Genomic DNA, 25,734 nt, shown 5'->3' with positions numbered 1-25,734 from the left:
GATTTATGGCGGGACAATCAAATAGCCTACATTCCTGTATAGTTAGGGCCACCACCACCTTCTGGGGCATGCCAGATGATATTTTGACGAGGATCTTTAATATCACAGGTTTTACAATGAATGCAGTTCTGGGCATTAATCTGTAATCTTGGTCCTTGATCTTCTTCAACTATTTCGTATACAGCAGCAGGGCAATAACGACTCTCGGGAGAGGCATAGACTTTTAGATTCACATCAATAGCTAATTTCGGTTGTTGCAGTTTGAGATGGCAAGGTTGATTTTCTTCATGATAGGTATTGGATAAAAAAACGGAAGAAAGCTTGTCAAAAGTTAATTTACCATCGGGTTTTGGATAGTCAATTTTTTTTGCTTTTTCTGCTGGAATCAGGCTCGTATGATCCGCATGATTGGATAAAGTCCACGGAGAGCGGCCCCTGGTGATGTAGGTTTCAAAAGCAGCATTAATTAAACCTGGAATAAGCCCTAATTTAAATCCTGGCCTAATATTACGCACCGAATAAAGCTCCTGAGCTAACCAGGAATTTTTTATTTTTTCTGGATAGGTGCTTAATTCAAATTGATTTGTATTGTCTTGATTTAAAACTTCAAAACAAGCCTGAGCAGCAAGCATTCCTGATTGCATCGCGGTGTGTATACCCTTGATTTTCGGTACATTGAGAAAACCCGCCGCATCACCAATTAATGCTCCGCCTGGAAAAACGAGTTTAGGAAGGGATTGCCATCCGCCTTCATTAAGTGCACGCGCCCCGTAGCCCAGTCGTTCACCACCTGTTAAAACAGAATTGATTAGTGGATGTGTTTTAAATCGTTGTAATTCAGCAAATGGATTTAACCATGGATTTTTATAATCCAAACCGACAACAAATCCTATTGCAACACGTTGTTTAGATAGATGATAAATAAAGGAACCTCCATAGGTGGCGTGATCCATGGGCCAGCCTATCGTATGAATTACTTTACCGGGTTCATGACGAGAAGCATCTACCTGCCATAATTCTTTTATTCCTATTCCATAAGTTTGTGGTTGCACATTGTCTCTAAGATGATATCGTCCCATTAAATACTGACTAAGCTGTCCACGACAGCCTTCGGCAAATAGCGTTTGTTTTGCTAATAAGTGCATTCCTGGCTGAAAATTATTGGTTTCGTTGCCTTCTTTATCAATCCCAACATTGCCCGTTGAAATGCCAATAACCTGATTTTTATCATTGAACAGTACTTCTGTTGCGGCAAATCCAGGGTAAATTTCACAACCCAGGGCTTCGGCCTGTTCCGCAAGAAATATACAAAGCTCACCTAGACTAATAATGTAGTTTCCCTGATTATGCATGGGCTTGGGAGTCGGTAACTTATACGATTTTTTTTCGGTCAGGAAATAGAATTGATCCTGACTAACCGGGGTATCAAGGGGCGCGTTCTGCCATGTATCAGGTAGTAATTCTTTGAGACTTATTGGCTCTAATACTGCACCGGAAAGAATATGAGCTCCAATCTGAGCGCCTTTCTCTAAAATGCATACTGACAGCTCTCGATTTGAGGCCTGAGCTAATTGTTTTAATTTTATAGCGGCAGATAGACCCGCAGGTCCAGCCCCCACGATAATGACATCAAATTCCATTGTTTCGTGTTCCACACGATCTCCTGCTTCAAAAAGATAAAATCATCGCTTTTATGTGTCCTAAGATCAAGATTAAATTGAATAATATTGACTAGGGACTTTTGACAATTCACTAGGAAATTACCCGCAAACATCTAAGAACCGCCGCTTCTACTTGAACGCTCCTCATCACTTGGTAGTTATCGAGCACGATCTTATGTTCTGTTCTGTCTTCAAGAGAATAAGTGTATTTATCTTCTTGATAGTGAAAAGAAAGATGTCGCCTAATATTTCGTTAAGATTTATTGTGTATAATTCGAGCATTTTAAATAAACCTAAAATTATTATGTTACTAATCGACCAAGTTAAAGCAGAGCTTGCATCTAAAGACTGTCCTATCTCTATCGAAGCAATGACTGTAGCAGTTGCCAGCTTAAAACACTATAAGGACAAGCATCATTCCGCATTGAATTGCGTGGTGTTAAATTTAGATGCCATGAATCCTGAACAGAATGAGTTTGATCAGTTTTTAATCCAGTTGAATCAGAATAAAAAGTTACTTCCTGAACATACTCGCATTCAGATTGTTTATAAACATGGAACCCATTGGAGTACAATCGACGTTAGAGTGAATCAAGGGCACTTAGAGTTTTATATTCTAGATGCCGCAAACTCAATGCAAACTGTTCTTCAAGGCTTATCATCGATAATAGAACATTGTCCAAATGCAAAATTGACTTTTAGTGGTGGATATTTACAAACGGAAGGAAAACACTGTCCTTATTTTGCTTTGGATTACGCTTTGGCCTTATCTAAAATCGAAAACCTTCATGAGTCTTTGAGTACTTCCGTGAGTGATGGGAAATTAGGCACATTTGCAAATTATGGGGCCTATATTCAGCACCTTATTACAACGCGTGGTGAACTAAGCCAATTTAATCGTCCATTTTTTATGGAAGCAATAAAATCGTTAAATTATGTAAAAATAATGGATTTACCGCAGCATTTTGGATCAATAATTAAACATATTCAAGCATTAAATTATTTTGATGCCTATATCGCAGGAAAAAATTATGTCAGACACAACGGAAAGCCTGTTGATGATTATGTAAAGCAACACACCAGAAACCATTATAGTGGTAATCCTTACATGGAACCTAAATTTTATAATATGAGCATTATGGATAGGAAGCTGAAAATTAAAACGAGAGCCGCTGAATTTCTTGATGGAATAACGGAACAGGATTATTCGACTCTCGTCGCCAAACGAAAATCACTCGATTTACTAGACTTTAAATCAACACCACAAAGAGTTCAAGACAATCCCAATACAAGCGATTTCAAAGAACAACACGCTAATGAACCAGAGAAATCAGAACACAGACAAGCTCCTGTTATTGAGTTGCAATTTAATAGACATCTTCATTTACTTCATGAAAAAAAGAATGAATTTCAATTCAAATTAAATAAGGGGCAAACACATTATAAGAACGCTTTTGATGCGGCTTCAGTGCTCCACAGTGAATTAAAGAGAGCAGGTAAAGTATATTTTGCTAATCCAACGCAAGATAATTATATAGAATTTAAAAGAATCTGTGATAAATCAATTACCGCTAATCGCCCTGAGCTTGAAAAACATCGGGGATTGCTGACCATCATATTGAACATAACCGCTATTATTCTCACTGCCGGAATTGGTTATGGTATCGCTCTTGGCATTGGCATGATGTTGAATGGCAATAAATTCTCATTTTTCTCCACCGACAGTGTCAAAAAAATAAATGCTATCGAGGACGTTATTATGAAAGCAACTCCCAATACCGTGTCTGCTGCATAAAAAGCAGAATTCGATGCAGCATTTCTTTTGAATTTTAGTTCCTTTTACTTATCAAAATAACCATATCGTTCTTGTGATAAGTTAAAGGACGCAACAATTCAGTAGGGTACTCCTTATTTTTGTCTATACTTTGAATAATCTATATCGCTCATATATATAATAAATTTATCTGATTGTTAAATAAATAGGTTAATATGGTTGACGTTAGTTCATGCTAATAGTGGGTGTATCTTATGGATAATGAGAATAAAAATACAGCAGAGTTACCTAAAAAATTAGGCCGGTTTTTTTTATATTTTATAAAAAAGCAGCGTTTGGCCTTCATTGTTTTTTTTCTGGCTCCCATTACTATGGTTTTGGAAAATAATGCCATTCCTTATTCATTAAAAATGATAGTCGACGCATTAGGCTCACATTCTCCTGGACAAAATATTTTTTTAGCGGTCGCTCCTGCGTTATGGGTTGGAGGAGGAGCCTGGATCACTTTACTGCTTATTTTGAGATTACAAAATTGGTGGCAAGGTTATGTTATTCCAAGATTTCAGGCCGATGTGCGTATGTCCGTGTTCGACTATTTAAGCAAACAATCCTATCATTATTTTTCCAATCAGATGGCCGGTAGTCTTGCGAATAAAATTAATGATTTGCCGCGCGCCTTAGATTCAATCTTTATGATCATTACCTGGTATGGTATAGCCGCGTTTTCATCCATCATCGTTGCCTTGATTCTTATGTGCACCATTAATTATTGGTTCGCCGTAGTTTTATTAACCTGGATTGTTTTGCAGTTATTAATCAGTTACCAATTGTCAAAAAAAGTAGATCGATATTCAGTAGAGAATGCTGAGGATAAAAGTGAATTAAGCGGGAAAATTGTTGACAGTCTCAGCAACGCAAATGCGGTGAAGCTGTTTGCCAGATCCCGGGACGAAATGGCCTATATTAAGCTGAGTCAGGATAAGGAAGAACAAAGTAACAAAAAGCTGACTATCTATATGAATATATTTCGTCTGTATCTGGACATCCCGGTTACAATCATGTTGGTAACCATGGTGTATCTGTTATTGGTGTTCTGGCAAAAGGGATTAATTACTACTGGTGATCTGGTATTTATTTTTAATGTCTCTTTTGCCATCATGACCCAAATTTGGTACTTATGTCATGCCATGGCTGATTTGTATCGCGAAATGGGCATTGCTCGTCAGGCAATTGCTCTTCTTAGTGCTCCTATTGATATTATGGATGTCTCTGATGCAAAGCCTTTGGTTGTTAAAGAAGGAAAAATTGAGTTTGAGAATGTTACATTCCATTACAACAAGGGAAAGAAAGTATTCGAAAATAAATCGGTACTCATAGAACCGAATCAACGAGTAGGGCTGGTTGGTTTTTCAGGCAGCGGTAAAACAACTTTTATTCATTTAATACTGCGCTTTTTTAATGTTGAGTCAGGACGAATACTGATTGATGGGCAGGATATCAGCAAGGTAACTCAAGAATCTCTTCGCGCAGCAATCAGCATGATTCCCCAGGATACCACATTGTTTCATCGAACGCTGATGGAAAATATTCGCTATGGAAATCCTGGCGCCACTGATGAAGAGGTAATCGAGGCCTCGAAGAAGGCATGTTGTGATGATTTTATTTCTTTATTACCTGAAGGATATAATACTATGGTCGGGGAACGAGGGATTAAATTATCCGGGGGACAACGACAGCGCGTTGCCATTGCCCGTGCTATATTAAAAAATGCCAAATTAGTGATACTGGATGAAGCGACTTCTCAACTTGATTCTCTTACAGAAGAGGCGATACAAAATTCACTATGGCATTTAATGGAATCTAAAACCACAATCGTCATTGCGCATCGCTTATCTACTTTGTTGCATATGGATAGGATCCTTGTATTTGAACAAGGGAAAATCGTTGAGGATGGTACTCATGATCAATTAGTCGCCAGAAACGGTTTATATAAGTCTATGTGGGATGCACAAGTAGGTGGCTTCTTGCCTGAATCCGATAAAGAGAGGGATAACTGGGATGAGTAAAGAGAATAGGGACTATATCCGTCATTTTAATAAAGGAACAGAGCACTATTTACTTTGTCGCCCGGATTATCCGCCCGCTTTGTTTGATCATTTGGCACAGATGGTAGCACACGATGTGACTGTATGGGATTGTGGTACAGGAAATGGTCAGGCAGCCAAGGCTTTGGCTGAACGTTTTTCACAGGTTATTGCTACGGATATTAATCCGGCACAGATTGATGTAGCGGTACAACGTCAAAATATTCAGTACTTCTGTACTCCAGCTGAACAAACCCCAATTCAGTCAGGCTCCATTGGTTTGGTTACCATTGCACAGGCTCTGCACTGGTTCAATTTTCCTTTGTTTTATGATGAGGTAAAACGAGTTAGTAGTCCCGAAGGCATCATTGCAGCCTGGTGTTATAGTTTAGGCTCATTGAATAATGATTCTATAGATCGCCTTATTAAACAGCTTTATTATGATGTTTTGGGTACGGAATTTTGGCCTAAAGAACGTTTTTATATAGATGAGAAATATCAGACCATTCCTTTTCCGTTTACTCTAATGGAAACACCTGAATTTAGCATTAAAAAGAGGATCAACTTTAATCAGTTGATTGGTTATTTATCTACATGGTCTGCGGTTAAGGAATTTCAAAAACGGAAAGGTTTTAATCCACTTGATTTAATATTTAATGAATTGAAATCCAGCTGGGGGAATATTGATATTGAACGAGAGATCATTTGGCCATTACACTGCCTGATAGGCAAAATACATGATTGATTAACTCGTTGGATTTCTGACAAAGTGCTAAGCTTAAATAAACTTATGGTATTTGACGTGCAAATGGGAAGAGGGGTTTTATATCACACCATTGATAGCTGTCTTCATATCTCAGACGCAGGAGCATATGATGTTTGCTCGAAATTGTTTTTTGGCTATGATTTTGAATCTCTTTGTTTTCACCAATGTATCTGCGATGCGCTGCGGTGATAAATTAGTATATGAAGGTGACAGCCAGTATAACGTACTAGCTAAATGTGGTGAGCCACTGTATAAGCAGGTTTATGAGCAGTCTGTTCCTATTTTCAATCAATACGGATATCAAGTAGGGGTCGGAGCAAGTACTATAGAAACCTGGATTTATCAAAAATCATCGGCTGATTTTCAATATGAATTAATTTTTAATTCAGGAGTATTGCAGACAATTAACGCTAATAGAAATCCATAACAATGACATAATGAGACAGGTAGGGATTAATGATGAACATATTATTAGGTTGTTTATTAATGGGTATTTCAATAATAGCGAATGCTGCTGATGATTTAACAATGGATGTGGATAATAACGTGACCAGTTTTGAAGTTACTTTGGCAGCAAATCCAACAACAGGGTTTCAGTGGACTGTTGAGCAATATGATAAGGACTTATTAAAATTAACAAGCAGCCAGTATCATCGCCCTAAAACAAATCTGATTGGAGCTGGAGGAGAGATGACGTTTACCTTTGCTTTGAATAAAGGTAAAACGTACCCTAAATCAACTAAAATGGTGTTCAGTTATGCTCGTTCCTGGGAACAAGTACCCGGAAAAATACAGACTGTTATCGTTAATTTTGTGAACCCTTAACAAAACAACTGTCATCCCGAGTGAAGCAAGGGATTTCCTGAATTTGGCTTGGTGCTAATACTGGGAGATCCTTCGCTACGCTCAGGATGACGTATTTAATGGGATGACGAATAAAACAGGATGACGAATAAAACAGGGTGGCAAATAAAACAGGGTGGCAAATAAAACAGGGTGGCAAATAAAACAAGGTGACGAATAAAAGCCCCGTCATCCCGAGTGAAGCGAGGGATCTCCTGAATTTGGCATGGTGCTAATACTGGGAGATCCTTCGCGACGCTCAGGATGACGTATTAAATGGGATGACGAATAAAACAGGGTGACGAATAAAACAGGGTGACAAATAAAAGCCCCGTCATCCCGAGTGAAGCGAGGGATCTCCTGAATTTGGCTTGGTGCTAATATTGGGAGATCCTTCGCTACGCTCAGGATGACGTATTAAATGGGATGACGAATAAAACAGGGTGGCAAATAAAAGAGGGTGGCAAATAAAAGAGGGTGACGAATAAAAGCCCCGTCATCCCGAGTGAAGCGAGGGATCTCCTGAATTTGGCATGGTGCTAATATTAGGAGATCCTTCGCTACGCTCAGGATGACGTATTAAATGGGGTGACGAATAAAACAGGGTGACAAATAAAACAGGGTGACAAATAAAACAGGGTGACAAATAAAACAGGGTGACAAATAAAACAGGGTGACAAATAAAACAGGATGACGAATAAAAGCCCCGTCATCCCGAGTGAAGCGAGGGATCTCCTGAATTTGGCATGGTGCTAATATTAGGAGATCCTTCGCGACGCTCAGGATGACGTATTAAATGGGATGACAAATAATACAGGATGATTTAATTCTCGTAGCTATTGAGACGTTACTTTTCTAAATGGTAAATATCGCGGTTCCCAAAATATATCATGAATCAATTGTTCCAAATCTGCATCTTGATTTTTTTGGGCGTATCCTGAATCTATAGCACAACGAGCTACCGCAACAGCAATTGCTTTTGCTACAGTTTGAGCATTATCCAGAGAGGGCAATAAAGGCAAGAAACTGTCTTTTTTACTGGGTGCAAAGTCACACAGTACTCTCGACGCAGCCAGAATCATCTCTTTAGTCAATCGTGTCGCATTAACAGCCAGGACTCCAAGGCCAATGCCTGGAAATACTAAGGCATTATTGCATTGGGCTACCTGAACCATGCGGTTGTGAAATTCTATAGGCGGAAATGCGGTTCCAGTGGCTATAAGTGCTCTTCCTTGACTCCATTCTAAAATATTTGCTGGTTGCGCTTCACATTTTTCATCAGGATTAGAAAGAGGGAAAATTATGGGGCGATCACAATGTGCCGACATGCTCTCAATAATATCCTGGGAAAAAGCACCAGTCTGAGCGGAGCAGCCTATCAAGATCGTGGGCTTTACATGACGCACAGTATCAGTGAGCGATGGATGTTGTTTTTCATTAATGGCCCATGATGTAATTTCCTCAGCTGTCCGTGCATAAGGTTTTTGTGCATCCGTCATATCCATATCGGTATCAAGCAATAAACCTTGTCTGTCAATTAACCAAAATCTCTGATGTGCTTCTTGGACAGTCAGACCCTCTCGAACCATTGCATCGATAATCTGATCACTAATACCCGTACCTGCAGAACCAGCACCAAATACAACAATTCGTTGATCTTGAAGCTTTGTTCCGGTGACGTCGCAGGCAGCCAGCAATGCCGCGAGAGTTACTGCGCCAGTGCCCTGAATGTCGTCATTAAAAGTACATAATTGATCCTGATATTGATCCAATATTCGTCTGGCATTTCCCCGCCCAAAATCTTCCCAATGAAGAAATGCATTGGGGAATTGTTTATGCACTTCTGTGACGAAGGTCAGGATAAAACTATCGTATTCAGAGCTGTCAATGCGTTGATGACGACATCCCAGATACATCGGATCATCTAGTAACTCCTGATTATTGGTGCCCACATCAAGAAATACGGGTAAAGTTCGCGTTGGATCGATGCCTCCGCATAAGCTATAAACCATGAGCTTGGCTACCGGGATATCCATACCTCCTATCCCCTGATCGCCAATACCCAGAACTCCTTCGCCGTCTGTTACGACAATGAGATCTATTTCCGGATTGGAACGATTATTAATTATCTCCTCAAGCTGGTTTTTATCAGAATGAGCAATATAAAGACCTCTGGGTTGCCTGTATTCATGGCTAAAGCGTTTTACTGCTGTGCCTACTATTGGCGTATAAATCGTTGGCAGCATTTCCGCTAAATGCCGGCTTAATAACTTATAAAAAACAATCTGATTTTTATCATGCAGATTATTTAGATAAATATTCTGTTTCAATCGAGTTGTATAGGTTGAATATTGTAAATAAGCTCGTTTTACTTGCTCATCCAGAGTCTCTACACGATTGGGAAGTTTTCCCAATAAACCAAATTCCTTTCTCTCTTCATTAGTAAAAGCAGTGCCTTTATTTAATTGTGGTGTAGTCAGTAAAGGCTTACCACATAAAGCGGTCTCAATATACAACTCACCGGTTTGTGCGTCACGGTTCAATTTAAAATCAAGCATGTGGTATTCTCTTAAGATAGCGTTACTTGCTGACTGGTGATAATATCGGCTTTTTGTAGTCTACATCAAGAGGTTGTGAATGAATAAGTACCTGGTGATGATTTTCATTATAATGGGATTAACGGCCTGTAGTGAGCAGGGCGAGCAGTATTATCGCTCCAATCCTAAAGTATTACAAATGGCTATCAAGTCCTGTCCCGAGAAACAGCCTGCTGGTTTGACCTGCGAGCAAATTCAGCAACTGGGCAGTCGATTGAGTAGTCTCGCCTATCAATTGCAATTAAATCCACAGGCTTTTGGTAATAAAATTCTGGCCATTCAGCAAACTATTGCCAAGCAAAAGCTGGAGTTGAAAACTGGTGGATTGAATACTGAATTAAAGGCTTCTATAGCACAAAATGAACACGATTTAGCCGATTATCTGGCTGTAGTGAAATGGTTGGAATCACCTGAGAGTTGATGATGAGAATTTTAGTAAGTAATGATGATGGTGTTTCTGCAACTGGAATCAGAGTTTTGGCCACAGAGCTTGCCAGAACTGCAGAGGTCGAGGTAGTTGCCCCAGATCGAAACAGAAGTGGTGCAAGTAATTCATTAACCTTGAGAGATCCGCTTAGAATAAAAAAACTGGATAATGGGTATTACAGCGTTGAGGGGACTCCCACCGATTGTGTACATCTTGCTTTAACCGGATTTTTAGAACCTGTAGTTGATATAGTGGTTTCCGGAATAAATGAAGGCGCCAATCTGGGCGATGATATTCTATACTCCGGAACGGTTGCTGCAGCTATGGAAGGGCGTTACCTTGGATTGCCAGCCATAGCAATCTCCATGGTTGGTGATTCGAACCTGCACTATCAAACTGCGGCTGTTATAGCCCGGCAACTGGTTATGAAATTAAGTATTAACAGTCTTCCATCTCAAACGATACTCAATGTAAACGTTCCGAATTTACCATTGGATCAAATCAAGGGATTGCAAGTGACTCGCCTGGGTACACGTCATGGTGCTGAACCCATTGTTAAAGATTATGATCCAAGAGGGAGACCCATTTTTTGGGTTGGACCACCAGGATTGGAAGCAGATGCAGGGCCGGGAACTGATTTTCATGCAGTTAATTCAGGTTTTGTCTCTATAACGCCGCTTCACCTGGATATGACCAATTATAAGTTGTTTGATCAATTATCTAACTTGCTTTCTGGAATGCATTTACAGGCTTAAGTTCAATACCTGATTTTGTTTGTATAGAGGCTTTTGATAATTCCGATTTCGACGTGTCGCGACTTGTTCGCGGGACGTGGATTTTGGGAATGAGGTGATGAACTTTCCACACCTTCTAGTTTAATTAAAGAACATTTAATTTGAGATTTTTACAATGCTAAATTTATGCAAAAGACTTTTTTGCCTGTTCCTCTTGATAATTCTTGCCGGTTGTGGGGCAAGAAATGACCTGGCGCCGGTAACTGAGTTAAAATGGCAACCCTATTCCAAGTATCAAAAAACTCATATTGTTCGGCGTGGTGAGACTCTTTATGCAATAGCATTTCGTTATGATACAGATTATAGACAACTTGCTCAGTTAAACCATTTGCGACCACCATTTTCTTTAAGAGTAGGTCAAGTTTTGAATGTCCAAGGTGTCAGGCGAACAACCTATCCTGTCAGGAAAGCCTACACTCCTAAATATACGCAACCAGTTACCCGACGTCCGCAAAAAGTGATCCACTCGCCTACTGTTTTCTCGCGCTTTGGTTCGCGTTCTGGATGGTTGTGGCCAGTTAACGGTCAGGTTGTGACCACATTTATTCCTGATCAGGGTAAAAAAGGCATAAATATTGCATGTACTAAAGGAAGCAGAGTTCGCGCTTCCTCTGGTGGCGTGGTTGCTTATGCTGGAAGTGGATTAGCTGGATATGGTAATTTAATAATTATCAAACATAATAATGAGTTTTTAACAGCTTATGGAAATAATTCCAGGAACCTGGTTACGGAAGGACAGCGAGTTAGTGCAGGACAAGTGATAGCAGAGGCTGGAATGATTGAACGTAAGTATTGGGGTGTTCATTTTGAAATCAGAAAGGCGGGTATACCAGTCAATCCATTGAATTATCTACAAAAAGGTTGACATATAACTTGTAGTTATAGCAACAATAGACTTGTTGAGAAGGAAAAAAACATTTCGAAACGGGGCTAAACATTATAGGTGATACAATGAGCGAGGAAGATGAGCCAATAAAAGAGACGGAAATCAAGGAAGAAGAGTGGGCTGAACCTGATGATGATTCGCTATTAATCGAGGATGATATTGAATCGGTTATAGATAAGTCAGAAGACGAAGAACTTCTTGATCTCCCTGATTTCAGTGATGATGTTGCTTTTCCTTCTTTCCACCGAGGCAAAAATATTGCTAAGGCGATGGATGCAACCCAACTGTACCTAAGTGAAATTGGGTTTTCTCCATTACTGAGTGCCGAGGAAGAAGTTCACTATGCAACTCTTGCTTTAAAGGGTGATGTAGCGGCACGTAAGAAGATGATTGAATCGAACTTGCGTTTAGTTGTTAAAATATCTCGCCGTTACCTGAATCGAGGATTGCCATTACTTGATTTGATTGAAGAAGGTAATTTGGGTTTAATGAAATCCGTGGAGAAATTTGATCCCAATCGTGGATTCAGATTTTCAACTTATGCCACCTGGTGGATCAGACAAACTATTGAACGAGCTATAATGAATCAAACGAGAACCATTCGTTTACCAATTCATGTAGTCAAAGAGTTAAATGTCTATTTAAGGGCAGCAAGACAATTAACGCAAAAGCTCGATCATGAACCTTCACCTGAAGAAATCGCTGAAATGGTTGATAAACCATTGGAAGATGTTCAGAAACTGTTGGGTTTAAACGATAAAGTAACTTCAGTTGATACGCCAATCGGGTTTGATGAAACCAAATCTTTGTTGGATACAATCGCTGATGAAAACAGTGTGAATCCAGCTGAATTATTAACTAATGAGAATCTTCGTCTACATATAGAATCTCTATTAGATAAATTGACTGAAAACCAGCAGCAAGTGATAGCACGACGATTTGGGTTAAGAGGGTTCGAAAAGGCAACGCTTGAAGATGTGGGCAAAGAAATTGATTTGACTCGAGAAAGGGTACGTCAAATTCAGGTTGAGGCATTAAAAACATTAAGAACATTATTGGAGCGAGTAGGTTTAACCCAGGAGGATCTCTTCTAGATGAATAGAAAAAAAACAGCGACTCCTGGATACTTACGAAAGCTCTGATAAACAATTTATCTTACTTTCGATTTATCATCATTTCGATCTCCTATACTTTGTATATTAATTAAATAGATAATCCCCGCTAAAGCGGGGATTATCTATTTGTCTTAAGGGATTATTAGCAAGGAGCAATTGGTTATTTATATCAGTTATTCTGTTTTAAATTCTGCTTTAAATCCCTGCCAGCATTTGGCGTAATCTGCTTGAAATGCCGGGTTATGGATAGCCTGTTCCGTAACCAGCCACACGTCTTTTGTTTCAAACATAAAGGCTAAAGAATCATAGTATTCCGGCTTTAGTTCCAGCGACGAGGCTTTCTCATAAGATACATGATCTGGTCCATGCGGTGTCATGCCGTTATGGATACTGACTCCCCCGGGGGAAAAACCTTCTTTTTTAGCATCATATTCTCCACGCACCAGTCCCATGAATTCACTCATGTAATTGCGATGAAAATAAGGGGGTCTAAAGGTATGTTCTGCTACCATCCAGCGTGGCGGAAAAATGACGAAATCCAAATTGGCTACCCCAGGAGTGTCACTTTCAGAGGTAAGTACAGTGAATATGGACGGATCGGGATGATCATAACTTACGGTATTTATGGTATTAAACAGACTTAAATTATAGCTGTAAGGCGCATAATTTCCGTGCCAGGCCACCACATTAAGAGGCGAATGATCACTCACAGCAAACCAAAGTTTATTTTGATGTTTGCATATTAAAGTGCTTTCTTTGGTATTTTGTTCAAATGAAGCAACAGGATATTGGAAGTGACGGGGATTCGCCAATCCATTGGCGCCAATTGGACCTAACTGAGGAAGGGTCAGAGGGCTTCCCTGATTTTCACAAAGGTACCCCTTCGCCTCTTTACCAATGAGCTCTACTTTAAATTTGACTCCGCGTGGTATGACTGCAATGAGTTCAGGACACAGATTAAGTGTACCAAATTCCGTGTGCAGATTGATTTCACCGTGATAGGGTACAAATAACATTTCGCCATCATTATTAGCAAAATATTTATCTTCCATCGATTGATTGCAATGGTACATATACGCATTGACCTTATCGGAACCAGCAATATGAAATAAGCCGTCAATAAAATTACACTCGATCTGCGAGCTGGTATACAAAGGCGACCAGCGTAAAGGATTGGGTGACTGTTCCTCATTAAATGGATGTGTGACGTTTCGTTCATAGGGGTAATAAATTCCTTGAGCCACTGAAGGAAGTATTCTATATAGCCAGCTGCGAAGATTATTGTGTCTGGGACGAGTAAAGGCTGTACCGCTTAACTGTTCAGCATACAGACCCAGATTACAGTGCTGAGGCGAATTTTGATTTAAGGGTAATGCACCATTAACGGCTTCACTTTGATGATAATTACCAAATCCTTGCATATACACTGTAAGTCTCCTTAAGGGTTTTTTACTAAACAGGCTAGCATAGTCTAAAAAAGTTCAAAATGTCGAGTGCGAATGATGTTTTAGGCGTTCTTTTTACCGATGGAGCGATGTATAATCAGGGTAATTAATTATTTGGGTTAGAGGTGAAGCAATGGCAGGTCATAGTAAGTGGGCAAATATTAAGTTTCGTAAAGGAGTACAGGATGCCAAGCGAGGAAAAATATTTACTAAATTAATTCGTGAAATTACCGTTGCTGCCCGCATGGGAGGTGGCGATGAATCAACAAATCCACGATTACGAGATGCTGTAAAGAAGGCGCTGAATGCCAATATGAAGCGCGATACCATAGATAATGCCGTAAAGCGTGGAGTAGGCGGCCTTGATGGTGATGCTATGGTTGCCATGCGTTATGAGGGTTATGGTCCAGGCGGCATTGCTGTTCTGGTTGATTGTTTATCGGATAATAAAAACAGAACCGTTTCAGAAGTTCGTCATGCATTTACAAAACACGGCGGAAACCTTGGAACTGATGGTTCAGTTTCCTATCTATTTGCTAATCAGGGTGAAATTCTTATGGCAGCGGGTCAATCTGAAGATCAGGTGATGGAGCTTGCCATAGATGCCGGAGCGTCAGACGTCACGGTTGAAGAGGGGCAAATTGAAGTAATAACACCCGTTGAAGCTTATCATAGTGTGCTGAATGCGTTACAAGACGCTAATTTGGAGATTGAACAGTCTCATCTGACCATGCGAGCACAAACCATGATTACTGTTGATGATGAAACAGCTGAGTCCTTGATTAAATTAATCGACATGCTTGAAGATTTGGATGATGTACAAGAGGTATACAGTAATGCTGAATTTTCAGAAAACTTATTAGAATCCATGAATTAATGACTATTATTTTAGGGATAGATCCGGGATCGCGGATTACTGGATATGGACTGATCAGGGAAACAAACCGTAGGATTGAATATATTGATAGCGGTTGTATTCGTACTTCGCCTGACAGCGAGTTAAGTCAAAAATTATTGCAGATATATGATGGTATTTGTCAATTAATGGATGAGTACTCGCCTACCGAAGTTGCAATAGAGCAAGTATTTATGCATCAAAACCCCAATTCAGCTTTAAAATTGGGGCAGGCGAGAGGAGTTGCAATGGTTGCTGCTGCTTCCCATCGTATTAAAATCAGTGAGTATTCTGCAAGAGAAGTGAAACAGACTGTAGTGGGTTATGGTGCAGCTGAAAAAGATCAGGTGAACCATATGGTGGTACACTTGCTTATGCTGAACAGTTCCCCTCAAAATGACGCGGCGGATGCCTTGGCAATTGCGATATGTCATAGTCATATGCGAAACGGATTAGCTGCTGCAGTTCGTAAAAAAGGGTACACACGAAGGAGACATACACGATGATTGGTTGGCTGAATGGACAGATTGTAGATAAACATCAACCAGGAAAAATAGTCCTGGATGTCAATGGCGTGGGTTATGATGTTGAGACTTCATTAAATACCTTCTTCCAGCTCGAAGGATCGTCATCTGCTGTCGGTCTTCATATACATACAGTAGTTCGTGAAGATGCTTTGCTACTATATGGATTCCTGGATAAACAGGAACGTTCGCTGTTCCGTGCGTTGATTAAAGTGAATGGTGTGGGTCCAAAGGTGGCGATGGCAGTATTATCCAGTATTTCCCCAAATGAGTTTATTCAATGCATACATCAGGAAAATGCGGTGCTTTTAACGAAATTACCTGGTATCGGTAAAAAAACAGCAGAACGGCTTGTTGTTGAAATGAGGGACAGCATTAAGCAATTCGGAGAAGTTCAGTCCGATTCCATGCATCAACAAAAACATAAGATGAGCAGCCAGGATGAGGCCATTAGTGCTTTGGAGGCATTGGGATATAAACCACAGGAAGCTTTGAAAGTGGTTAGTAAAATTGATGATGGAATTAAAACCTGTGAGCAGTTAATACGTGAGTCATTGCAAATTCTGTCTTTAAGAGCATGACTTGATCTGAACAGTTGCGACTAGTTGCACCATGATTGTGATACTCTGTTACGGTCTATCCATCCCCGCAACATATTCATTACTCTCTTCTGCGTTAAATAAATCATCTATTCGTCTCTCACGTTCCAGTTCGCCACTATCGGAATCAGTTAAAGCAGCATCAGCCGTTGTAAAAATACCTTTCACCCATTGAACAAATAGTTGATCCCCAATAGCATCACATTTTTTTACATAATCAACAATGTAGTATTTTATGTTCTCGATATTTCCAGACTCCTTCTTAAAAACATCAAGGTATGTTTCTTCATTATCTTCTTTATCTTCTTTATCTTCTTTGTTCACATTCCGGTTATAGTAATCGTAGGCCTCCAGTTCTAAATATGCAAGAATGACTGCCTGAGCGTTTATTTTTAACCTCATCTGCATTGGTGCCAGTGGTTCCTGAGCATCGCGCTCAGCTTCATACTGGCGATTCGCCACATCAATAGCACGCGTTAATTGATGCAACGATTGAGGAGCTTTGTTCTTTAGAACTGGCTCTCGAAACATCTCACTTTGTGCCGAATCGAATAATCTTTGCAAATCTTGTTTAGATAACATGACTGGTATGCTCTAAAATTGATCTGTTTAATTAATTTATAGACATTCCGGTGGCGATTGTCAAACCGAACTGATTGGAATAGGTTCGTAGAGTCTCAGATGACGCGTCAGATGCTTTTAATTATGACAATTCAACATAACCTCTTTATAAAGAGAATAAAATGCTTCAACAAATCAGATTCCCTTTCTTATATTATCTCCAGCCAGCTGTACGAAAAAAAGCAGCCATAATTCTTTCGTTTAAAAGTTGTAACGTGATCGTTTTTTCGTTATTTGCGAAGCAATTTATCGAATAGTTCTCAGTAGCTAAAAATAAGGGTTAATTCTTCTTGGAGCATTCTCTATTGAGAAGTAATACATTATCCTATAAGCTGTTATCACTATGATTTTAAAATAAATCATGGTCAGCCAATGGACTTTAACTTAATAACCTACAGGAGTGTTTATGAAACGTATTTTAGGTATTGCTGCAACAGCACTTTTAGCAACTGCTGTACATGCTTCAGCGACTCAATCTGATGCTGCTAAAGCAAATGCAACTCAAGCAAATGCAACCCATGCAAAAGCAGCCCAGGCTCACGCTAATGCCGCTCACGCTAATGCTGCTCAAGCTAACGCTGCTCAAGCTAACGCTGCTCAAGCTAACGCTGCTCAAGCTAATGCTGCTCAAGCTAATGCTGCTCAAGCTAATGCTGCTCACGCTAACGCTGCTCAAGCTAACGCTGCTCAAGCTAACGCTGCTCAAGCGAATGCTGCTCAAGCTAACGCTGCCCGAGCTAATGCTGCTCAAGCTAATGCTGCCCAAGCTAATGCTGCTAACGCTAACGCTGCTCAACAATCACAAGCGAATCCAGTTAAAGATTCATCTGGTTCATAAAGAGTATTCTAATCAGATGAACTGCTTTGTTTGAAATTATATTAATTAATCAGTTGATCTGATGTGTGTATATACATTTAACCGATTGGTACAGGTATTTATTTCTTGTATCATTCGGCTTTTTTGATTCAGTTCGCTAGCTTTTACTGTGACTAGAGCCCCTGTTTTAGGTCAATAATGAATTTGTGCAACTTCAGCTCCAACATTGATTGTAAAGTAACCAGCAACCCTATTATTCGGGCTTACAGTACATAATTGATTCTATGTATCATTGAATAGCGATTATTGCTCAATAGTATTAGTGAATACAGGAATAATAAGTTTACATGCGGAATTTATGATTATGTTATTTAATTTAATATTCGCTTAATAATTACCTGCTAAACTAATATTGAATATATAATGAACAATCGGGGTGTTTATTATGCATAAATTGCTTGAGCTTGAACAGGAATTCAAGGATTTAGTGGTGATTGTTGATAACGCACTTGCTTCATCTTTAATTTCAGAGAAAGAAAATGCGCTGGAACAATTTAGAAACTCCGAATTGAGTGGAATTGATCAAGGAAGTATGATTTATTATGCCCACCAATTTGGTCCCACAGTTCGTTTAATTAATATCACTAAAAATTTACCAGTTCAAATTGCAGCGCTTGAAAAAAAAATACGTTTGATTGAAATACAGCTCACTGCAGAAAATACATCTATTCAAGACATAGCAGAAATTCAAACAGAACCTCGTGTGGAACCCATTACGACAGTAATGGATCCTGTGCCTGAAGAAACACAATCAGTAAATCCTCGATCTGTCGCAATTGAACGGTTTAGAGAAAGTTTAAGGCCTTACATCGATGCTACCAGTTCCAGAACAACAGAGTATTCTTGGGGTTTAATCGAATACGCAGGTAGCTTTTTTGGCTTAAGTGGTTATAGCAAATCAGAAAAACTTGCTGCAATTGATCACCTGCTAGAACAACTGGAGCACCCGGAGAATAGGGTTTTATGTGAGAAAGATAAGGCAGTTCTCAATACGGGTACTTTGAGTTCAGGTATTACACCCTGGTTAAATGATCCGACTATTGGAGCTGATTTGAACGAGTTATTAACTGCAGGTCATACGATTGAAAATAAGCTTTCTTGATTCTGTAGATGAAGCCTTTGAATACTCCAGCTAAGTTATTATTGTATCATTCGGTTTTTTGATTTAAGAGGTAAGTACACTTTTACAATGAGGCCAGTGCCTGTTTTGGGAGAATCAAGAACAACCCTGCCTCCATGCAATTCACAAATTTGTTGTACTATGGCTAGCCCAAGACCACTACCAGGACTTTTATTTCCCAATACTCTAAAAAATCGCTCAAATACACGGGCCTGTAATTCAGGTGGAATCTCTGGTCCATTATCCCCAACCTCAAGGACCAATTCATTGTTCTGTTTGATTAGACGCACAATAACGCGTCCATTTTCGCCACAATAACGAATGGCATTATCTACCAGATTACGAATTAGAATACCTAATGCTGTTGGATTTCCTTGAATTTTGGGTATGTTATCATCACTTTCAAATTCTAATTCTATCTGTTTTTCAACTGCTGCCGGAGCCAGCATAGCTAACATTTCACGAGTAAGTTTACTTAAATTGACTTCATCTTCATCATGAAAACTGGTAGCCTCAGGCACTAGTCTGCTCATAGTTAATAGCTGTTGAACAATATGAGTGCTGCGATTTACGCTGGCAATTAATTTTTGCAGCGCCTGATTTTTTTCTTCAATATCATTTGAATTAAGAGCGACTTGTGCTTGCGCTTTAAGAGCAGCAAGAGGAGTTCTTAATTCATGCGCTGCGTCAGCAGCAAAACGTTTTTCTCGCTCGAAACCTTCTTTAAGCCGGTAAAATAACTTATTCAATTCATCTATTACTGGTTTAATTTCTTCTGGGACTTCTTGTAAATCCACGGGTTCCAAATGAGAGGGAGCACGGTTGGCTACTTCTTCTGCTACTTTGTCCAGGCTGTCTAAACCTCTACCGATAATAATCCAGATCAATAATCCAGATAGGGGAAATGTAAGCAGCATGATGTAGAGATCATCCTGGGCTATGCGATGACCAAGTTCATTGCGCGTATCATATCGCTCAGCTAAAACGGTACGAATGCCTGCTTTATCATTATAAGTAGTAAACACACGCCAATTTTGATCGGCGATTTTTTTATCACTAAATCCGTCAATTTCAGAAGTTAATGGAACCTTGGGTGCTGTAGACGAATGTAATAATAATTTTCCACCGTTTGTCCAAACCTGAAAATTAAATTTATCGAGGTAGTTTTCCGGGGGTTCATCGTTTAAAAATCGTTTTTGGTAATAGGCATCAATTTTTTGCGGAATGGTTTCAAGAGCATCCTGAATTTTTATCAGAGGGCGTTGATGAAGATCATCTCCTAATAATGCCTGATAGGACAATGCTGAAATGGCCATCAAGGTATCCAGATGGTCTTGAATGTCCTTTTGATCCAGATAGTAGTTACCTATGGCGGTAAGAGTGGTGGTGATCGTGATAGCCAGTAGCAGGTTAATTAACAGAAATTTTCGTATAGAAGATTTCACGATATAATAACACCATCATTTTTTTCTGCCATATAGCCAACACCTCTGATAGTACGAATAAAATTAGCATTAAGTTTTTTACGCAAATTATGTATATGCACTTCCAGGGCATTACTGTCTACATCTTCTTCCCAGCCATAGATACTTTGCATTAACTGTTCGCGAGATAAAACCTGACCACTATTTTCAAGTAGTTTTTGCAGCAGGGCAAACTCTCTGCGAGGTACATTAACGAGTACGTCATCGACCAAGACAGAATGTGCTGCGGGATCCAGAGTGATATTTCTATATTGCAGAACGGAATCGGCTCGACCTTGGGATCGTCTTACCAAGGCTCTAATTCGAGCGCTTAATTCATTTAGATCGAAAGGCTTTACGAGATAGTCATCGGCACCACTATCCAGACCTTTTACACGATCTTCTACAGATTCACGGGCAGTCAAGATAATAATTGGTGTGGCGTTACCATCATGTCGAGTGCTTTGCAATAAGGATAGGCCTGATAATTTGGGTAACCCCAAATCCAGAATGATTAACTCAAATGATTCTGATTTTAAAGCAGCACGAGCCGCTTCACCATCTTTTAACCAATCAACAATATATCCAAACTGGGTTAAACCAGTCTTCACAGCATCGCCAAGTAGTTCGTCATCTTCAACAAGTAATAATCTCATCGTAGCTCCTACTTATATTTCATCATCGTAGATGAAGACTCTGTTATATATTATTGTTTTTCCAGCGCATTTTCATCCATATGCTTGGTTAAATAAAAAGCCTGTATCAGTACAAACAGTAAAGTAAATCCAACTCCACCAAATAATTTAAAATTAACCCAGGCATCAGTATCGTAATAATAAGCGACATAAAGATTTAAAGCGCCCATCATAATAAAAAACAAGGTCCAGGCAAAATTAAGCCTGTGCCAGATTTTAGAAGACAGTTTTACGTTGGCTTCCATCATTTTTTGAATGATAGGTTTTGAACCTATAAAACTGGAACTAAAGAATACTAGAGCGGATAGCCAATAAATTCCGGTTGGTTTCCATTTGATAAACCATGGATTATGAAAAAATAAAGTGGCGCCACCAAGAACCATAATGATGGCAAGGCTGATCACATGCATTTTTTCATAGTGTTGAAATTTTAATCGATAAAAAGCTACCTGGCTGATTGAAGCAATCATGGCAACAGCTGTTGCTATATAAATTCCGAAAAATTTATATACAATAAAAAATAAAACTATGGGGAAAAAATCAAACAGTAATTTCATATTATTTAGTTTATTAATTAGATATTAACAGTATAACACAAGTTTCAGGACACTCCTGCAAGCTTCATACCTGAAAAGAAAAATAAATCAACATATACTCGCACATTAATAAAAATTGTATTGTAAATCAATAAGTAATCAATATATTTTGAAGCTCATTTTAATAAACGATATACTATAATTTCAGACATTTTCCGTTTTTAGGGCTATTCGTAATCCATTTTCTGGTTGATTCGTTGCATCAATTTCGATAGCCACGTACTAATCCAACGAGTTAAATCTGAAGATTCTACTGATAGACCGTATCAGCGCTCTTCTTTATGGTTTATCTGTTTTGATTAACCTACCCATATTTTTTGTCCCAAGCGAAGCGTTTTCTTTCTTCCGAGGCTTGGATTTAATTTAAGAAGTGATTTCACTTTTGTTTGATGAGACTTTGCAATAACGCTTAAACTATCTCCTGGTTTTACTATGTATAGGGTCTGTTGCTTTACCTTGTTCCAAATGACTAAATGTTGGCCGGTTTTTAACGGTTTATTTGTCGTAAGTTTATTCCAGGTTTTAATGTCTTCAGCAGTTACTCCATAAGTTTTCTGAATTTTTTGGTAGCTGTCTGTAGCTTTGACTATATGAATCACTCTTTGGATTTTAGTTTTGGTTAACTGTTTTGCCAAAGCAGTTGAAACAGAAGCTTCATTTTTGACAACCACAGGTGTCTTCTTATTACTTGGGATCAATATGGCTTGATTGGGTTTTACACTATTACTGGTCAATTGATTTAATTGCTTAATGAGCTTTACCGTTGTGTTATATCGAGCGGCAATAGAGTCGAGGCTGTCGCCTTCTTGAACTTGATGTTTTGGCCAGCTTACACGTTTATCTTCTGGTATATTGGATAAATTCAAGTTAAAACGCTCAACTTTTTCTGTAGGAATGAGTAATTTAAATGGTTTATAAGGCGGGGTTGTCCAACGATTATATCCAGGATTCAATTTTTTTAATTCAGTATAACTGATACCAGCAAGTTTGGCGGCATGATTCAAATCAATTTGACTGCCTATATTTACTTCTTCGAAATAAGGTAGATAAGGGATACTGGGCAAACTAACTTTATAACGACCTGGATTCTTTATTACTTCTGCCAAGGCAAGTAATCGAGGTACATAAAGTTTGGTTTCTCTTGGTACAGGCAAATTCCAAAAGTTGACCGATTTACTGGGACGCGCTGTAGATTTAATTGCTCGGCCGATAGTTCCTTCTCCGGAGTCATAAGCCGCAATAGCCAATATCCAGTTCCCTTTGAAAAATTTATTCAGGTAAAGTAAATAATTCAGTGCTGCATCAGTAGATGGTCTTATGCTGCGACGTCCATCAAACCACCAATCCTGTTTTAATCCCAGTTCACTACCTGTTCTTGGCATCAGCTGCCATAATCCTGCAGCTCCTGCCCCAGAATAAACAAAGGGATCATAAGCACTTTCAACCATTGGAATAAGCGCCAGCTCGCCAGGTAATTTGCGTTTCTTTATCTCACCCAGAACATGATAAATGTAGGGTTCTGATTGTCTGCTGACTTTATTTAAATAACTTGGGTGAGCAACCAGCCATCTAATCTGTTCCTGAACTTCCGGACGGGTTACTTCATGATTTAGGGTAAATTCATTACGCAGTACATCCCAAACATCCGGTGCACCGCGAGCAATTGAAACATTTGAAATGCCAAGAAAGATGAAGCTGCAGAATAAAAAACTTTTTATAATGAATGACTTAAATTTCAATGGTATTACCTGTGTTCATAATTGGCTAAACAGTTTACTAAAAAACGCTGAACTATTAAACCCTTTCTGGATCTTATCTATTCATAAAGTGTTATTTTGGTGCATTCTGTTTGTTATTGAAATACATCCTTCTGATTTCTTAAGACTCTGAATACCTCTAGAGAATCAGTAGATTGCGCGCCGTGTTTTAGAGCGTATTCAATTACTGCCTGTTTATCCGTGCGAAGAAAAGGATTTACAGTTAACTCCAGTTCTAGGTTAGAGGGCAAGGAGCAGCCGAGTTTCTGGTGTGTTAATTGGTTTATATAGTTTATTACATCCTGATTATCAGGTTCTACAGTCAGGGCAAATCTGAGATTTTGCCGTGTATATTCGTGGCCACAAAATATTTTAGTAGACTGCGGTAAATGTTTAAACAGGATTAGCGAATGATGTAATTGTTCCATTGTTCCATCGAACACTCGACCACAACCCGCGGAAAACAGGGTATCGCCGCAAAACAACCATTGCTGACGAGGTTCATAATAACTTATATGAGTGGACGTATGTCCTGGATTAAACAGGACATCAATGGTTAATGTTCCAATCTTGAGGGATTGGTGTTCACCCACTGATTGAGTAAGGTAAGAAATTCGTGAATCGCTGGGTCCATAGATGATGGCGTCAGGATACGCGTTACGTAGCTCAGTCACTCCGCCAATATGATCATGATGATGATGCGTTAATAAAACAGTACGAAGTTTCAGTTGATGTGTTTGTGCAAAATGAATGACCGGAGCAGCTTCTCCAGGATCGATACAGTCGAAAACCCCTGGTTTATCGCCCGTAATAGCCCAGATATAATTGTCCGAAAATGCAGATATAGGGAGCACTTGAAACATTTATTTCTCTTGTTATTTTGAATAAGGTTCAATAATGTAAGATGACACGCCTGAATTAAAATAGGTTCTAAGCGTATCCAGTACAATTTTAAGTTCCGCGGCTAAAGTGAAGGGCGGATTGATAATCCATAATCCACAGCCAGTCATTCCATCTTTTGGTGCCAGAGTAAGATTAAACTCTATTCTTAGTGCTTCTTTTGCCTCAATATCTTTCATACCTCTGATGAGCTGTTCTGTTAGTTTTCTGTTTACCACAGGATACCAAAGACAATACACGCCAGTTGAAAATTTGGCAAAGGCCTGTTTTATAGAGGAAGGGATTTCTTTATATTCTTCCTTGCGTTCAAATGAGGGATCAATAAAAATCAATCCTCTTTTCTCTGGAGGAGGTAAAAGCGCTTTCATACTGGTCAGACCATCAGTATTGCTGGTATGGACTTTTTTATTCAAATGAGCCATCTGATCCAGTGCTTCAAATTCAGCAGGATGGAGTTCACACAGGTATAATCTATCCTGCATGCGTAATGTATGAATTGCGAAATATGGGGATCCGGGATAATTTCTTAAACCATCTTCATGATTCATGCTTTTGATGGTATCACAATAGTCTTTAAATACTGGATTGAGCTGTTTACGATCAGGCCAGATTAATTTAATTCCCTGTTTGTATTCACCGGTTTTTTCAGCTTGTTTATCCCTTAAGTCATACTGTCCTTTGCCAGAGTGGGTCTCAAGATAAAACAATGGTTTATCTTTCTTTATTACATACGATAACAGTCGGGTTAAAGTCACGTGTTTGATAACATCGGCAAAATTGCCCGCATGGTATCCATGTTGATAGCTGAGCATAAATGAGTACTTGTTTAAAGAGTTTTGCTGAGTATAACAGAATCCCTTTATTTATCGTAATAACTGTTCTGGACGCAGTGTTTTATCGAGCAGTGATGTATTTTTTATAGCCGTGAATTGTTTTTTTCAGAGAATTGTATTTGATTTCGGAACAGGGGGATAAATGTCCCTCTGTTCTGATCTATTCTAAACAGTCTGGTACTGAATTAATGAATTCAATTCCAATTACCGTATTTTAAATTTGTGCACTATACTTTTCTTGAGGACATTCAAAAGGAGGGTGAAATGGGTTTACATGAAGAATTTGATGATCAATCGTTTTCTGATTATAACTATGATGATGACATTGACGACATGACTCAGAAAAAAAGAGTAAAGCGCATGTTGGAAGACCGATTAGAAAGAAAGCGCTTGAGAGATGAGTTTAAAGATGATTTTGATGAGTTAAGCGGTGAATTTGATTGGGATGAACTGGATAAATAA

The 25,734-nt window shown here is 39.1% G+C and carries 25 protein-coding genes; 15 read left to right on the top strand and 10 right to left on the bottom strand.

Annotated features, from left to right (window positions below):
• Positions 1-26: 26 nt before the first annotated feature.
• On the bottom strand, positions 27-1,655 hold the full coding sequence (locus Lqua_RS16055; protein ID WP_058475300.1) for an electron transfer flavoprotein-ubiquinone oxidoreductase: 1,629 nt from the start codon (positions 1,653-1,655) through the stop codon (positions 27-29).
• A 271-nt stretch (positions 1,656-1,926) separates the two neighbouring features.
• On the opposite strand from Lqua_RS16055, the gene Lqua_RS16050 reads away from it, so the two are divergent.
• The 5 genes from Lqua_RS16050 (at position 1,927) to Lqua_RS16030 (ending at position 7,110) form a co-directional block, all read left to right on the top strand.
• Entirely contained in the window at positions 1,927-3,456 is a 1,530-nt protein-coding gene (locus Lqua_RS16050) for a hypothetical protein (protein WP_133141074.1), read from the top strand.
• Positions 3,457-3,689: 233 nt separating this feature from the next.
• Positions 3,690-5,501 (top strand): ABC transporter ATP-binding protein, encoded by a 1,812-nt coding sequence (locus tag Lqua_RS16045; protein ID WP_058475298.1) that lies wholly within the window; start codon positions 3,690-3,692, stop codon positions 5,499-5,501.
• A complete protein-coding gene (locus Lqua_RS16040) occupies positions 5,494-6,264 on the top strand; it encodes a class I SAM-dependent methyltransferase (RefSeq protein WP_058475297.1) in 771 nt (256 codons plus the stop codon). The genes Lqua_RS16045 and Lqua_RS16040 overlap by 8 nt, the downstream gene beginning before the upstream one ends.
• A 127-nt stretch (positions 6,265-6,391) precedes the next feature.
• Entirely contained in the window at positions 6,392-6,712 is a 321-nt protein-coding gene (locus Lqua_RS16035; protein ID WP_238585600.1) for a DUF2845 domain-containing protein, read from the top strand.
• Between the two features lie 32 nt (positions 6,713-6,744).
• Complete coding sequence (locus Lqua_RS16030; RefSeq protein WP_058475295.1) at positions 6,745-7,110, top strand: protease inhibitor I42 family protein; 366 nt, start codon at positions 6,745-6,747, stop codon at positions 7,108-7,110.
• A gap of 854 nt (positions 7,111-7,964) precedes the next feature.
• Here the strand turns inward: Lqua_RS16030 and Lqua_RS16025 are convergent.
• Positions 7,965-9,686, bottom strand: a complete 1,722-nt coding sequence (locus Lqua_RS16025; RefSeq protein WP_058475294.1) for an NAD-dependent malic enzyme — start codon at positions 9,684-9,686, stop codon at positions 7,965-7,967.
• 79 nt (positions 9,687-9,765) lie between these two features.
• Between Lqua_RS16025 and Lqua_RS16020 the strand changes: the two genes are divergently transcribed.
• The 4 genes from Lqua_RS16020 to rpoS all read left to right on the top strand — a co-directional run bounded on the left by Lqua_RS16020 (position 9,766) and on the right by rpoS (position 12,926).
• Positions 9,766-10,146, top strand: coding sequence for a hypothetical protein (locus Lqua_RS16020; RefSeq protein WP_058475293.1), 381 nt, complete (start codon positions 9,766-9,768; stop codon positions 10,144-10,146).
• Between the two features lie 2 nt (positions 10,147-10,148).
• A complete protein-coding gene (gene surE / locus Lqua_RS16015; protein ID WP_058475433.1) occupies positions 10,149-10,907 on the top strand; it encodes a 5'/3'-nucleotidase SurE in 759 nt (252 codons plus the stop codon).
• 154 nt (positions 10,908-11,061) lie between these two features.
• Entirely contained in the window at positions 11,062-11,811 is a 750-nt protein-coding gene (locus tag Lqua_RS16010; RefSeq protein WP_058475292.1) for a peptidoglycan DD-metalloendopeptidase family protein, read from the top strand.
• Positions 11,812-11,897: 86 nt separating this feature from the next.
• Complete coding sequence (gene rpoS / locus Lqua_RS16005; protein ID WP_058475291.1) at positions 11,898-12,926, top strand: RNA polymerase sigma factor RpoS; 1,029 nt, start codon at positions 11,898-11,900, stop codon at positions 12,924-12,926.
• Positions 12,927-13,120: 194 nt separating this feature from the next.
• Here the strand turns inward: rpoS and hmgA are convergent, their stop codons facing one another.
• Positions 13,121-14,374 (bottom strand): homogentisate 1,2-dioxygenase, encoded by a 1,254-nt coding sequence (gene hmgA, locus Lqua_RS16000; protein ID WP_058475290.1) that lies wholly within the window; start codon positions 14,372-14,374, stop codon positions 13,121-13,123.
• A gap of 151 nt (positions 14,375-14,525) precedes the next feature.
• Between hmgA and Lqua_RS15995 the strand changes: the two genes are divergently transcribed.
• From Lqua_RS15995 to ruvA, 3 genes are read left to right on the top strand one after another with little or no spacing between them, the layout of a single operon-like run.
• On the top strand, positions 14,526-15,269 hold the full coding sequence (locus Lqua_RS15995; RefSeq protein WP_058475289.1) for a YebC/PmpR family DNA-binding transcriptional regulator: 744 nt from the start codon (positions 14,526-14,528) through the stop codon (positions 15,267-15,269).
• Positions 15,269-15,793 (top strand): crossover junction endodeoxyribonuclease RuvC, encoded by a 525-nt coding sequence (gene ruvC / locus Lqua_RS15990; protein WP_058475288.1) that lies wholly within the window; start codon positions 15,269-15,271, stop codon positions 15,791-15,793. Before Lqua_RS15995 ends, ruvC begins: the two co-directional genes overlap by 1 nt.
• Positions 15,790-16,392, top strand: coding sequence for a Holliday junction branch migration protein RuvA (gene ruvA / locus Lqua_RS15985; protein WP_058475287.1), 603 nt, complete (start codon positions 15,790-15,792; stop codon positions 16,390-16,392). The genes ruvC and ruvA overlap by 4 nt, the downstream gene beginning before the upstream one ends.
• A gap of 48 nt (positions 16,393-16,440) precedes the next feature.
• Here ruvA and Lqua_RS15980 read toward each other — a convergent pair whose 3' ends face one another.
• On the bottom strand, positions 16,441-16,992 hold the full coding sequence (locus Lqua_RS15980; RefSeq protein ID WP_058475286.1) for a hypothetical protein: 552 nt from the start codon (positions 16,990-16,992) through the stop codon (positions 16,441-16,443).
• 445 nt (positions 16,993-17,437) lie between these two features.
• Here Lqua_RS15980 and Lqua_RS18050 point away from each other — a divergent pair, with 445 nt between their 5' ends.
• Both Lqua_RS18050 and ceg19 read left to right on the top strand, forming a co-directional pair.
• Complete coding sequence (locus Lqua_RS18050) at positions 17,438-17,869, top strand: hypothetical protein (RefSeq protein WP_058475285.1); 432 nt, start codon at positions 17,438-17,440, stop codon at positions 17,867-17,869.
• 424 nt (positions 17,870-18,293) lie between these two features.
• The gene (gene ceg19 / locus Lqua_RS15970) at positions 18,294-19,010 is read left to right on the top strand and encodes a Dot/Icm T4SS effector Ceg19 (RefSeq protein WP_058475284.1); all 717 of its coding nucleotides are present in this window, start codon (positions 18,294-18,296) and stop codon (positions 19,008-19,010) included.
• A 38-nt stretch (positions 19,011-19,048) separates the two neighbouring features.
• On the opposite strand, the gene Lqua_RS15965 is transcribed toward ceg19, so the two are convergent.
• From Lqua_RS15965 to Lqua_RS15940, 6 genes are all read right to left on the bottom strand, one after another.
• On the bottom strand, positions 19,049-20,473 hold the full coding sequence (locus Lqua_RS15965) for an ATP-binding protein (RefSeq protein WP_058475283.1): 1,425 nt from the start codon (positions 20,471-20,473) through the stop codon (positions 19,049-19,051).
• Positions 20,470-21,147, bottom strand: a complete 678-nt coding sequence (locus tag Lqua_RS15960; protein WP_058475282.1) for a response regulator — start codon at positions 21,145-21,147, stop codon at positions 20,470-20,472. The genes Lqua_RS15965 and Lqua_RS15960 overlap by 4 nt, the downstream gene beginning before the upstream one ends.
• Positions 21,148-21,197: 50 nt before the next feature.
• Entirely contained in the window at positions 21,198-21,743 is a 546-nt protein-coding gene (locus Lqua_RS15955) for a septation protein A (protein ID WP_058475281.1), read from the bottom strand.
• A gap of 338 nt (positions 21,744-22,081) precedes the next feature.
• A complete protein-coding gene (locus tag Lqua_RS15950) occupies positions 22,082-23,521 on the bottom strand; it encodes a lytic transglycosylase (RefSeq protein ID WP_058475280.1) in 1,440 nt (479 codons plus the stop codon).
• Between the two features lie 113 nt (positions 23,522-23,634).
• A complete protein-coding gene (gene gloB / locus Lqua_RS15945) occupies positions 23,635-24,402 on the bottom strand; it encodes a hydroxyacylglutathione hydrolase (RefSeq protein WP_058475279.1) in 768 nt (255 codons plus the stop codon).
• A 12-nt stretch (positions 24,403-24,414) separates the two neighbouring features.
• Positions 24,415-25,251, bottom strand: coding sequence for a 23S rRNA (adenine(2030)-N(6))-methyltransferase RlmJ (locus Lqua_RS15940; RefSeq protein ID WP_058475278.1), 837 nt, complete (start codon positions 25,249-25,251; stop codon positions 24,415-24,417).
• Between the two features lie 285 nt (positions 25,252-25,536).
• Here Lqua_RS15940 and Lqua_RS15935 point away from each other — a divergent pair, with 285 nt between their 5' ends.
• Complete coding sequence (locus tag Lqua_RS15935) at positions 25,537-25,734, top strand: PA3496 family putative envelope integrity protein (RefSeq protein WP_058475277.1); 198 nt, start codon at positions 25,537-25,539, stop codon at positions 25,732-25,734.

Origin of the sequence: Legionella quateirensis (assembly GCF_001467955.1) — a bacterium.
Lineage (GTDB): Bacteria > Pseudomonadota > Gammaproteobacteria > Legionellales > Legionellaceae > Legionella > Legionella quateirensis.
The sequence above is the reverse complement of the archived record's forward strand: the minus strand, read 5'-3'. Positions and strand labels throughout refer to the sequence as shown.